Source organism: Clostridium neonatale (assembly GCF_001458595.1).
Classification (GTDB): domain Bacteria; phylum Bacillota; class Clostridia; order Clostridiales; family Clostridiaceae; genus Clostridium; species Clostridium neonatale.
In genome coordinates, this window is the sequence record NZ_LN890328.1 from 553,069 (window position 1) to 565,739 (window position 12,671).

Here is a 12,671-nt window from a genome sequence, read left to right on the forward strand (position 1 = left end):
CTTATTAATATGTATTATGGATTGTAGAAGAACAAAAGAAAGAATAAGAAGAGAGTAAGAACATTAGAAAATTAGGTTAAATAATGAATAAAATGAAGATCAAGATATTATATAGAAGAAAAATTCAAATTAAACATTGCAATTACTAATAATAGGTGATATACTAATAGTGTTCGATAAGAACAGAAATTTTTTTTTTAAAGATTTATTATATGAACATTTCTCCTATGAGAAACTATCAGTAACTAAGTCTTTGAATATGGAGGAATGTAAAATGGAAGATAAGAAAATAATATGTAAAGATTGTGGAAACGAATTTGTATTTACAGTTGGAGAACAAGAATTCTACAAAGAAAAAGGATTCGATAATGATCCAGTAAGATGTGCTGATTGTAGAAGAGCTAGAAAGCAACAAAATAATAGAAGATAGTTATTTTAGCCATAAGGAATATTCCTTATGGCTTTTTGATTTTATTGAAACAATGTTAATTAAAGTGCGTAAAAATAAAAAAGTTAATTTCTATTTTCAAAAATTTAAGCATAAATAAAAAGTTTTATATTTACCTAATTGATATGGTCACTTTTGAAACCCTCACGCTTTACAGAGTGCCTTTTTCTATTTTTGTTGTGATTATGATTTTCTTCTGTTAGTGGAGTTTGATAATTACATTTTTCCATTCTGGCTATCTTATTATCTGGCTGACTATCTTTTGGCATAAATATTCCACCTCTCTTTTAATGTTTCACAAATAGTTTAAGCTAAGCGCTTTATTATTATTCATAATGAAATTTAATTGATAAATAGACTTAATGTTACAAAAACTGATACAAGAAAATGATGAATATAATAATAAAAAATAAAAATAAGTTATAAATGAAATGTATTTAAAGAATATATTTTCTTGAAAACAATTAACAAAAGTTGTAATATTAAGTAAATAATTACCAATTAGGAGGAGAGGAGCATGGGGACACAATCAGCAAAAATTAATTTTATAAAGAAGATTAGAATCAAAAAAAATGATATATTTACATTAATAAAAAATAGAAAATTAATGATAGATAAGATATTATCGTATAGTTCAACTTTATCAGAGGGCATTAAAAAATATAATAATGCAAATATTAAATTTATTATATTGATAACGATAGGAATTCTACTTAATAACTACATGTTAATTTCAATACCATGTTGCTTATTATCAATTTATTTTATTGTTTTAATGCTTAAATATATAAAATATGGTAGTGTAATTCACATAGTAAAAAAACTATCAAAAGATCTAGCTTTTAAAGGTATTTATGATAAGGAAAAAATAAGTTTTATGTTACAAGAATTTAAAGATAGATATGGTGATGAAAACGTAGAATTTAGAGAATTGGTCATTACTATAAATAGCTATGAATCATTCGTTATGAAATTAGAGTATATTATAAGAGGATTAGAAATAGAAAGCAAACGAGCATATAAAGAAAAAGAATTATTAAAGAAATACAAGATTCCATCATTTTCTTATATAGAAAAACATTCTACTTATAGAAAAGCGGAAGAAGAAAATCAAAAAAATAGTTATGAAGTTAAAACTGTTGGTGATTACTATAGAGATTCAGAGGATAGTATTTCAATGATTTATAAGGATGAAAGTGGTGAAACAAAGAAAGTAAATAGAGCTATTGAGTTTTTTGAAGATGAAAATAGCGAAGAATATAAAAATACTTTAATATTAAAAAGTAATTCAAAAAATAATAAAAATTTAACTGTTTATCTATATAAAAAGGAATCAAATTTTCAAAAAAATGCACTTTGATTATTAATTTATAAAGATATATTTTTTTCTTTAACTCTTATTTATTTTTTAAATATTATAAGAGTTGTTTTTTTTATTTTTTTGTAATAAAATTTAATAGTTAATTATAAATAAGAATAATAATCTACCATTAATAGATTTACTTTTAGATTATATAATAAAATTAAATATACTTTATTGCATTGGAGGAACATATGAGAAATACAATGATTATAGGCATAGCTGGTGGAAGTGGTTCGGGAAAGACTACAATAGCACAAAAAATAAAAGATTATTTTGAAGAAGAAGTTGTTATTCTTTGTCATGACTATTATTATAAATCAAATGATAATATTTCATTAGAAGAAAGAAAAAAATTAAATTATGATCATCCTAATTCATTTGAAACTGAATTATTAATTGATCATCTTAAAACTTTAAAGAATGGGGATATTATAAGACATCCAGTGTATTCTTTTGTAGAACACACAAGACTAAAAGAGACTGTTGAAGTTAAGCCTAAAAAAGTAATAGTAGTTGAAGGAATATTAATCTTTGAAAATAAAGAACTTTGTGATTTAATGGATATAAAAGTTTTTGTGGATACAGATGCAGATGTTAGAATAATAAGAAGACTATTAAGAGACGTTAAAGAAAGAGGCAGAGATATAGATTCAGTTGTGAATCAATATTTAGGAACAGTAAAGCCTATGCATGAAGAATTTGTTGATCCAAGCAAGAAAAGAGCTGATATTATAATACCAGAAGGTGGAGATAATATGGTGGCTTTAAGTATGTTACTTGAAAGAATTAAAAATTTCATAAACGAAGAATAATAAAATATGAATTGTATCAGAATTTCTATTAAAGTTCTGATACAATTTTTTGATTTTGAAATATTTTTTATAAAGGAATATTAAGAGGGAGAAATCTATAAGTTAATAAAATATTAATATAAGTTTATTATATATTGGTGTATAATCTATATAGACTATGCAAAAATTCAATGCACTAAAGGAGAAAAATATGAAAATAGATTGGAATACTAAATATACAACAATAGCAACATATGTATTTATAGTTGCATGTTCTATAATTATTTTTTATCTAGGCATATCCCAATTAGGAGCTGTGTTAAGTAAAATTCATGGAGCTATAGGCATATTACAACCTTTTATAATAGGTTTTTCTATGGCATATTTATTAAATTTCATATTAAAGTTTTATGAAAAAAAAATATTTGAAAATAGCAATATAAAAAAGCTTAAGTTGAAGCAGAAAACAAAAAGAAGTTTTGGTATATTATTTACATACGCTACTGCATTAGTAGTTGTGTTCTTGTTTATTAAATTTGTATTGCCTCAAGTTGTTGATAGTATATCAGGACTAATAAATGATATTCCATCATATATAAATGAAACTAATAAATTTATTGATGGTACATTAGCAAAGCTAAATATTGATCAACAATATTTAAGGATAATAAATGAAAATTTTAATGACTTAGTAAATTATATAATAAAAGTTGCAACAAACTTTTTACCTTTATTAGGTGGGATGCTAACAACGGTGGCATCTAGTATATGGAATATAATACTCGGAATAATAGTATCAATCTATTTACTAATAGATAAAGAAAAATTTTGTGCTTTAATAAAAAAGATAACATATGCAATATTTCCTAAATCGGCTTCAGAAAAAATATTAGAAGTATCTTATATGAGTAATTCTATTTTTGGAAAGTTTTTAATCGGGAAGATAGTAGATTCTGCTATTATAGGGGTATTGACGTTTTTTATCTTAGCTTTATGTAAAATGCCATATGCGATTCTAGTATCTGTAATTGTTGGAATAACTAATATAATTCCTTTTTTTGGACCTTTTATAGGAGCTGTTCCGTCATTTATAATAATTTTATTTATTTCGCCTGTTAAGGCACTTTGGTTCTTGGTTATAATATTTATTATTCAACAATTAGATGGTAATATAATCGGTCCTAAAATATTAGGAGATTCCATAGGAATTTCAGCGTTTTGGATTTTATTCTCAATACTTGTGGCAGGAAAATTTTTAGGACTTATAGGTATGGTTATTGGGGTGCCATTATTTGCTGTTATTTATGCAATTGTTAAAGAGATTATAGAAGGAAAATTAAAAAAGAAAAATATGAATTATAAGACTGAAGATTATTTGAAATAACAAATTAATGGGATCAATATATAATTAATATTCATTATATATTGGCCCTATTTTTTATTTTATATGATAAAATTAATATTATGTACTAAAAGTGATGAGGAGAATAAAAATGAAGAAAATTGAAGCGGTAATTTTTGATATGGATGGTGTTCTTGTGGACACAGAAAGAGTATCTTTTGAGTCCTATAAAAAAGTACTTAAAGAATATAACTATGATATTAGTCATGAATTTTATTTGACTTTATTAGGAAGAAATATTCCGAGCATTAAATCTATTTTTATTGAAATATATGGGGATGATTTCCCTTTCGATGAAATATATCCAAAGAAATCTAAATTGGCAACTGAGACTGTTGATAAAAATGGAGTTATTGTAAAGGGCGGGGTTCATGAGCTTATAGATTACCTAAAGGATAATAAATATAAGATAGCTGTAGCTACTTCTACTAGAAAAGAAAGAGCACATAAATTATTAAGTGAGATAGATGTATTAGATAAAGTAGATTATATAATCTGTGGAGATCAAGTACAAAACTCTAAGCCGAATCCAGAGATATTTCTAAAAGCAGCTAAAGTATTAGATGTGGAACCAGAAGTATGCGCTGTTATAGAAGATTCGGAAGCAGGAATATTAGCAGCAAATGCAGCTAATATGAAAGGATTTAATGTGCCTGATATGAAAATGCCAGATGATAATATGAAAAGATTAGCTTTTAAGATATGTGATGATTTAATTGAGGTAAAGAACTACTTTGAGGCCCTATAACATATACTTGTATATAAAAAGTGATATGTTAGTATTTACGAGACTTACAATTAAAAAGTATGATAAAGAAAATATACATATATTATAAAATAAAGCTTCTAAAATAAATACATAATGTAATTATTTTAGAAGCTTTTTGCTTTAGTTATAAACACATTTTGGATTAATTAACTTTGGAGAATATCCGTTAGCCTTAAGTGCTTTTATGATTTTTTGTTTATGTTCATGACCGAACGTTTCCATTGTTATATCAAGCTCAACAGCACTATTTCTGTTTATACTTACAAATTGATTATGATCAAGTTTAATTATATTACCTTGCGCTTCAGCAATTACTTTTGATACATTTGTAAGCTCGCCAGGCTTGTCTGGTAATAAAACTGAAACTGCAAAGATACGTTCTCTTTCAATTAAACCGTGTTGAACAAGTGAAGCAAATGTAATAACATCCATATTACCACCGCTTATTATCGATACAACTTTTTTGTTTTTACAGTCTAGATGCTTCAAAGCAGCAACTGTTAATAAACCAGAATTTTCAGCCAGCATTTTATGATTTTCAAGCATGTCTAAAAACGCACCAATTAATTCATGATCTTCTATTGTGATTATATCGTCTATATTTTCTTGAATATAAGGGAATATTTTGGAACCAGGAGTTTTTACTGCTGTGCCATCAGCTATGGTATCAACAAAAGGTAAAGTCACAACTTCACCTTTTCTCAAAGATTCCTGCATACAATTAGCGCCAGCAGGTTCTACTCCTATAACTTTGATATTGGGATTAAGTAATTTTGCTAATGTAGAGACTCCTGTAGCAAGTCCACCTCCACCGATTGGAACTAATATAACATCAACAGTTGGAAGTTCTTTAACAATTTCCATAGCTATTGAGCCTTGTCCAGTGGCAACATCTAAATCATCAAATGGATGAATAAAAGTATATCCGTTTTCTTCAGCTAATTTTAATGCGTAGTCACATGCTTCATCATATACATCTCCATGTAAAATTACATCAGCCCCGTAAGCTTTGGTACGATTAACTTTCATAAGAGGTGTAGTAGTAGGCATAACAATAGTTGCTTTAATGCCATATAGTTTTGCAGCATATGCAACTCCTTGAGCATGATTACCAGCAGAAGCAGTAATTAATCCTCTATTTCTCTCTTCATCAGTAAGAGTACTTATTTTATAGTAAGCACCTCTAATTTTATAAGCACCTGTTTTTTGCATATTCTCAGGTTTTAAATAAACCTTATTGCCAGTTGATTCTGAATAAAAATCACTATACACAAGCTTTGTTTTTATAATTACTTTTTGAACGGCATCATAGGCTTGTTCAAATTTTTCTAATGTCATCATAATATGTCACCCCTTTATTTAATTATTGCTTTTTAAACTTAACAATCTAATGATATCATTTTAGGTTTTTCTGTCAAGATATATGTTATTGAAGTGAAAGAATATAAAATTAAATATATTTTTGATATTATTTAGAAAAAAGAAAAGTAGGTCAAATAGTTGAAGTGAGTGTTGATGTAAGGTAAGGTATTGTATTGTGAATGTGTATAAATAAATCAGATAATATAATAAAAAACTAAGTGATCCATTTATAAGTATATAATATGGAAACACTTAGTCTTTTTAATTTCGTATTATTATATAGATCATATATCCTATATACAGAGTTACTAAAATTAATCCTTCAAATCGAGTAAGTTTTTTTTCTTTTCCTTTTCCTATGAATATTAATGCAAATAAAAAAAATGTTATTGCTAATAAGTATAGGAAATCAATCATTAAATTAGCAGCAACTGTAATAGGGCTTATTGTTGAGGAAAAACCTATTATAAGTAATATATTGAAAATATTCGATCCTAGAACATTACCAAGAGCAATATCATTTTCACCTTTTAAGGCTGCAACAATTGAAGTTACAAGTTCAGGAAGAGAAGTTCCCATGGCTACTATTGTAAGACCAACAAGTTTTTCGCTCATGCCAAATCTATAAGTTATATTAGTAGCACTATCTACAACAAAATCACCACCTAATATTATTGCACAGGCACCTAATATTATAAGTAATATCTTAATGAATATATTTATATTTTTATCTTCTTCACTCGGTAGTTCAACATTTGTTTTAATAGACTTAAATACGAGGTATGTAATATAAGCAATACAAACTATAACTAAAATTATTCCATCGAATCTAGAAATTAAATTTCTGTCTTTCCCTAAAATACTGTCAAAAGTTAAAAATAATAATAATATTGTAACTGCAATATTAACAAGAAAATCAATTTTAATCTTTTCTTTTTGAATCATTAATGGAAGAACTATAGAAGTTACACCTAATACCATAAGAGTATTAAATAAATTTGAACCAAGAACATTCCCAATGGCAATCTCATTACTGCCGTTTATTGCAGAAATTAAGCTTACAGCAAGTTCTGGTGCACTTGTTCCAAGAGATACTATAGTAAGACCAACTATTACTGATGGGATTCCAATTTTTTTAGCTATAGAAGAAGCACCATCTACAAATATGTCAGCACCTTTTATAAGTAATACAAATCCTATAATTAATAATATGTAATTCAAAAATTTTCACCTACTTTCAATATTTTATATAAAAACAAATCTTCAAATTATATATAGATTTATCTCCAAGATTCAATATATTATACCAAAGCCGATATATTTTATGGAAGAAATAACGAACTAATATATAATTAAAGCATACAAGGATATAAAATTCTTTTGACATAAATGGTTTACATGTTTTAAACTATTTACTGTATATAAATTTTGGACATTAAATTGTAACATAAGAACTAAAAACTAAAATAACTATATAAATTGGGAGGAAATAAATGAGCGTATTACTAGTTAAGGATATGAACCATGGATTTGGTGATAGGGCTATTTTTGAAGATGTATCATTTAGACTATTAAAGGGTGAACATGTTGGGCTTATTGGAGCTAATGGCGAGGGTAAATCAACATTTATGAATATAGTTACTGGAAAACTTCAACCAGATGAAGGGAAAGTTGAATGGTCAAATAACGTGAGAGTTGGCTATATGGATCAGCATGTAGCACTTACAAAAGGTCAAAGTATAAGAGATGCATTAAGAGGTGCGTTTCAGTATTTATTTGATATGGAAACTGAAATGAATTTGTTATATGAAAAAATGGGAGACTGCAGTGAGGATGAATTAAATAAAATGCTTGATAGAACTGCAGTAATTCAAGATTTACTTGATAATAATGGATTTTATGTAATTGATGCTAAAGTTGAAGAAGTTGCTAAGGGGCTTGGACTTTTAGATTTAGGGCTTGATAGAGATGTTGATGATTTATCGGGAGGCCAAAGAACAAAGATTCTTTTAGGTAAGCTATTACTTGAAAATCCGGATATATTACTTTTAGATGAGCCTACAAACTATCTTGATGAGGAACATATAGAATGGCTTAAGAGATATTTACAAGCATATGAAAATGCTTTTATCCTAATATCACATGATATTCCATTTTTAAATTCAGTAGTTAATTTAATATATCATGTAGAAGATAAAAAGCTTACAAGATATGTTGGAGATTACGATGAATTCCAAAGAATATATGCTGAAAACAAAAAGAAATTAGAAGCAGCATATGAAAAACAACAAAAAGAAATTGCGAGACTTGAGGATTTTGTGGCTAGAAATAAAGCTAATGTTGCAACAGCTAATATGGCAAAATCAAGACAAAAGAAATTAGATAGAATGGAAAAGATTGAACTTTCAGCAGAAAAACCAAAGCCAGAATTTAACTTTAAACCTTCAAGAGCGTCAGGTAAAGTGATTTTTGAAACTAAGGATTTGGTTATCGGATATGATTCTCCACTTACAAAACCATTAAATATTTCAATGGAAAGAGGTCAAAAAGTAGCTTTAGTTGGAGCAAATGGCCTTGGTAAGTCAACACTACTAAAAAGTTTACTTGGAAAAATTAAGCCAATAAGTGGAGAAGTTCATTTAGGTGATTATCAATACATAGGATATTTCGAACAAGAAGATAGAGCTGATAATAGCAATACTTGTATTGAAGAAGTGTGGCAAGAGTTCCCAGGGTATACTCAATATCAAATAAGAGCAGCACTTGCTAAATGTGGACTTACAACAAAGCAACTTGAATCTCAAATCAGAGTGTTATCTGGAGGAGAAGCTGCTAAAGTAAGACTTTGCAAGATAATAAATAATGAAACAAATATATTAATCCTTGATGAGCCTACGAATCATTTGGATGTAGATGCTAAAGATGAATTAAAAAGAGCATTAAAAGAATATAAAGGAACAATTCTTTTGGTATCACATGAACCAGAATTCTATAGAGACATTGTTACTGAAATTTGGAACTGTGAAGATTGGACTACTAAAATAGTATAACCTTAGAAAATTCAATGGATATGAGTGTTTAAAATGATAGAAATAAAACTGATTAACACATTAATTATATCCATTGATTTTTCTTTTTTTAACACATGAGTATAAATATCAGCAGTAATACTTATGATTGAATGAGCTAATAAAATAGATATTGTTTTTTAGGTAACAGAACATCATTTAAAATTTTAATGTTGAATAAGTGTGGCGGAGTAGATGAAAATTTTGTGCTTAACACCACACTTTTTTAAAAAGGTATTCTAGGCATTCATTTAATTGTGGCTTAGGATCGTTAAGCACCAGTACATTATGGCAATTAATTAAAGTCAGAAATAGAAATGCTGTTAAAATAACTAATGCTTTTCTTATGCATGTTAAGGATGGATGACGACGCAACCAGTATTGGTTAAAAGAAGAAATACAGAAGCTAAGCTATTTCTTACTGGTAAATATACATTAAATAATTAAAAGCTTATTAAATAATATAAAAAACTATTTTATTATGTAAAAAATATGGTATAATATGATTATAAATAGTAATACCATACATAAATCTAATATATCTATAAATAATTAGAAAACAATAGAAGCCGGTTAAAGATTAATTTCTTTAGCTGGCTTTTATTCTGTTTAGAAAATGTTAAGAAATAGATTATATTAGAAATAAGGATGCTATTAAATTCTTATGTTTTGAATGTATAATAGCATTGAGGTGAATTCATGAGTACAAAGGGATTACGTGAAACAATAAAGAACATGGCAATTTAAATCTAGATTAGCAGGAACTATAATAAATACGGTTTGTAATTGGATAAGAAATCTTATAAGGAGATAGCAGTAATAATATATATGAAAGCTATCTCCTTTTTATATGAATATTAATAATTTTATCATTTATATTATTGATATATATTACCAATAGTATACAATGTTAATATATTTATGATAAAGGAGATTAAATAATGGATTTGGCTGAATTAGTAGTTGGGATAATACCAATCCTAATAATTTAATAAGATTAATTAAATATAAATTTAAAGATCTAGAAAAAACTCCATTAGTAAAAATTCAAATTATAATACATATAGTATTACTAGTACTTTGCATATTGTCATGTATACCACTTATAATATTTCCTCTTATTGCATTTTTCAGTTAATAAAAAGGAGACAACTATTAATTTAGTTATCTCCTTTTCTGAGGGCTAGATATATTATGTATGTATAGATTATAGACATAATATGTTAATTATATACAAAAATTTATTATCACATAGTAACATATTTTTAACAAACAAGTTCCGAAGACTTAAGTTGATATTTGAGTGTTTAACGTAGGACTGTGGAGTATTTTTTATTTTAATATTTTTCTTAGTAAAAAATTATAATTATTATTAAATTATATGGGCATAATAGATACGAAGCAAATTATGTTTATAAGGAGGAATATTAAATGGAAGAGAAAAGAAAAACTTCAAACAATAATATTTTGGGTTGGATAACTAGACTAGTATTAGTTGCAATTATTTTAGGAATAACATCATTTTTAACACCAGGATTTACTATTAATGGATTATGGTCATTTTTATTGGCCGCAGTTGTAATAACTGCATTAGATTATATAGTAGAAAGATTTATGGGACTTGATGCATCACCTATTGGAAAAGGTATAAAGGGGTTTATAATAGCAGCAGTAATAATATATTTAACACAATTTTTTGTTCCTAATATGGGAGTATCTATAGTCGGAGCATTATTAGCAGCTTTGGTTATTGGAATTTTAGATATGGTAATACCACAAAAAATAATGTAAAAACTTATTTTAATAAGAGCTCTAGAAATAGGGCTCTTTTATTTTAGGTAAATTATAGAAACTGTAATGTTTTTATGAATAAAATATAAAATTCATTGCAAACTAAATCATAAAGTCTACAATTATGAAAGGAATATTGTTATGAAAAGTTTTAGAGAAATAGCTGAAGAAATATGTAAATGCAGAAGAGAATTAGAAAAAATATCTCATGAACAATCAAATTTAATAGATCCTAAAGTAATAGAGGAAACTAATAAACTAAATGAAGCAATAAAAAAATTTGAGTATTTTATGATGGAACATGAATGATAAAGTAAAAACACTTTTACTTAATTACAATATCTGCAACATTAGCATAATAAATGTTTGCGTAAAAATAACTATTAATGGGGAAAATCATTGTATAAAAATAGCTTGAGTACTATGCTTAATCTATTTTTATTTTGTTTTGTATGTAGAATAAAACTTCTTGGAACTATTAAAGTCCAAGAAGAATATAATATTAAAAAATTATATGGGAGAAAACTATGCTAAGCAGAGAAAAATATATTACATTATCTTTAGAATTACATCTATTTTTTGGGCGAATTATGAAGGAACATTCCTTTTTTCTAGAAGCTGGATTCACGCCTAAAAACACAAAGCTTTCTAAGGAAGCAGATAATTATAAAGTAAATTTTGAAAAACTTTTATTAGATACAGTTAAACTTAGCAACGGGAGAATTAGGCAAGCTGTTATAGATTCAGGAGAAGTTTTTACCGAGTATACTTTAAATGCAGAAACAAAAACAAAATACTATACAGGTATAGATATTAATTCTAAAATAACACTAATGGAGAACGACTTAGAATGCAGACCTACAAAAGGTACTGATACCAAGATTATGAATTGTGTGAAAGGTCTTAATAACAGAGCTATAAAATTATTGGATGGACTAATAGAGTTTAAGACAAAAATTTTAAATGATATGTTGTGTTGTAAACTTTTCACAGTGAATTATCCTTTACTTATTGAACATATAATACGAGAGGCGAAATTGTATCGTTTATATGTAGAACAAATTGAAAACAATAATGATATAGATAAGGACGACATTAGGAAAAACGAGTTATTTTGGAATCAAATTATGATGGAACATTCTCTATTTATCAGGGGATTGCTTGATCCTAGTGAGGCTGAATTAATAAGTACTTCAAATAAATTTGCAAATGAGTTTTCTGAACTAATTAAAAAGGCAGATGAGATTACTGAAATGACTATGTCTAGTATTACAAATGATACTTTAACAGAGGTAATTAAATTAAGAGATTTTAAGAAGGCAGGCACAAAGGGAATAGTTGATTGTGAGATAAAATCTATAATATTACCACTTCTTGCTGATCATGTACTAAGAGAAGCAAATCATTATATAAGATTACTAAAAAGTTATGAGGCATAATATATAGTACTAGCTACCCAAAATAGAAATTAAATTTCTATTTTGAGTAGCTTTTTAAGAATGTTTAGATAATTTATATTTAAAATAATTATGTAATGATTTTAACATATAAGGAAAAGTGGTATGAAAGCTGTATTTTGTAAATTAAAGAAAAGCGAAACATTTAAAGCATATGTATTTTTATTGCCAAGCCTTAAATGTAGTGTTACTGGTTGGGCTATATTTCGTAAAAAGTTTG

General features: G+C 26.6%; 12 protein-coding genes. 9 read left to right on the forward strand and 3 right to left on the reverse strand.

Going from position 1 to position 12,671, the window contains the following annotated elements:
- Positions 1 to 274: 274 nt before the first annotated feature.
- Complete coding sequence (locus BN2920_RS09655) at positions 275 to 430, forward strand: zinc-ribbon domain-containing protein (protein ID WP_058294806.1); 156 nt, start codon at positions 275 to 277, stop codon at positions 428 to 430.
- Between the two features lie 134 nt (positions 431 to 564).
- On the opposite strand, the gene BN2920_RS21730 is transcribed toward BN2920_RS09655, so the two are convergent.
- Positions 565 to 717, reverse strand: coding sequence for a hypothetical protein (locus tag BN2920_RS21730; RefSeq protein ID WP_172437796.1), 153 nt, complete (start codon positions 715 to 717; stop codon positions 565 to 567).
- A 248-nt stretch (positions 718 to 965) separates the two neighbouring features.
- On the opposite strand from BN2920_RS21730, the gene BN2920_RS09660 reads away from it, so the two are divergent.
- The 4 genes from BN2920_RS09660 (at position 966) to BN2920_RS09675 (ending at position 4,752) form a co-directional block, all read left to right on the forward strand.
- The gene (locus tag BN2920_RS09660) at positions 966 to 1,808 is read left to right on the forward strand and encodes a hypothetical protein (RefSeq protein WP_058294807.1); all 843 of its coding nucleotides are present in this window, start codon (positions 966 to 968) and stop codon (positions 1,806 to 1,808) included.
- A gap of 194 nt (positions 1,809 to 2,002) precedes the next feature.
- Positions 2,003 to 2,623: a uridine kinase gene (udk, locus tag BN2920_RS09665; protein WP_058294808.1), complete on the forward strand. Its 621-nt coding sequence runs from the start codon at positions 2,003 to 2,005 to the stop codon at positions 2,621 to 2,623.
- A gap of 190 nt (positions 2,624 to 2,813) precedes the next feature.
- Positions 2,814 to 3,986 (forward strand): AI-2E family transporter, encoded by a 1,173-nt coding sequence (locus BN2920_RS09670; RefSeq protein WP_058294809.1) that lies wholly within the window; start codon positions 2,814 to 2,816, stop codon positions 3,984 to 3,986.
- Between the two features lie 109 nt (positions 3,987 to 4,095).
- Complete coding sequence (locus BN2920_RS09675; RefSeq protein WP_058294810.1) at positions 4,096 to 4,752, forward strand: HAD family hydrolase; 657 nt, start codon at positions 4,096 to 4,098, stop codon at positions 4,750 to 4,752.
- Positions 4,753 to 4,893: 141 nt separating this feature from the next.
- On the opposite strand, the gene ilvA is transcribed toward BN2920_RS09675, so the two are convergent.
- Together ilvA and BN2920_RS09685 are read right to left on the reverse strand one after the other, a co-directional pair.
- Positions 4,894 to 6,114: a threonine ammonia-lyase gene (ilvA, locus tag BN2920_RS09680; protein ID WP_058294811.1), complete on the reverse strand. Its 1,221-nt coding sequence runs from the start codon at positions 6,112 to 6,114 to the stop codon at positions 4,894 to 4,896.
- 282 nt (positions 6,115 to 6,396) lie between these two features.
- On the reverse strand, positions 6,397 to 7,356 hold the full coding sequence (locus BN2920_RS09685; protein ID WP_058294812.1) for a calcium/sodium antiporter: 960 nt from the start codon (positions 7,354 to 7,356) through the stop codon (positions 6,397 to 6,399).
- Between the two features lie 272 nt (positions 7,357 to 7,628).
- Here BN2920_RS09685 and BN2920_RS09690 point away from each other — a divergent pair, with 272 nt between their 5' ends.
- The 4 genes from BN2920_RS09690 (at position 7,629) to BN2920_RS09700 (ending at position 12,433) form a co-directional block, all read left to right on the forward strand.
- The gene (locus BN2920_RS09690) at positions 7,629 to 9,185 is read left to right on the forward strand and encodes an ABC-F family ATP-binding cassette domain-containing protein (RefSeq protein ID WP_058294813.1); all 1,557 of its coding nucleotides are present in this window, start codon (positions 7,629 to 7,631) and stop codon (positions 9,183 to 9,185) included.
- A gap of 1,449 nt (positions 9,186 to 10,634) precedes the next feature.
- The gene (locus tag BN2920_RS09695; protein ID WP_058294814.1) at positions 10,635 to 10,994 is read left to right on the forward strand and encodes a phage holin family protein; all 360 of its coding nucleotides are present in this window, start codon (positions 10,635 to 10,637) and stop codon (positions 10,992 to 10,994) included.
- A gap of 141 nt (positions 10,995 to 11,135) precedes the next feature.
- Positions 11,136 to 11,303, forward strand: a complete 168-nt coding sequence (locus BN2920_RS21395) for a Spo0E family sporulation regulatory protein-aspartic acid phosphatase (protein ID WP_125148927.1) — start codon at positions 11,136 to 11,138, stop codon at positions 11,301 to 11,303.
- A gap of 218 nt (positions 11,304 to 11,521) precedes the next feature.
- A complete protein-coding gene (locus BN2920_RS09700) occupies positions 11,522 to 12,433 on the forward strand; it encodes a DUF2935 domain-containing protein (RefSeq protein WP_058294815.1) in 912 nt (303 codons plus the stop codon).
- Positions 12,434 to 12,671 lie beyond the last annotated feature (238 nt).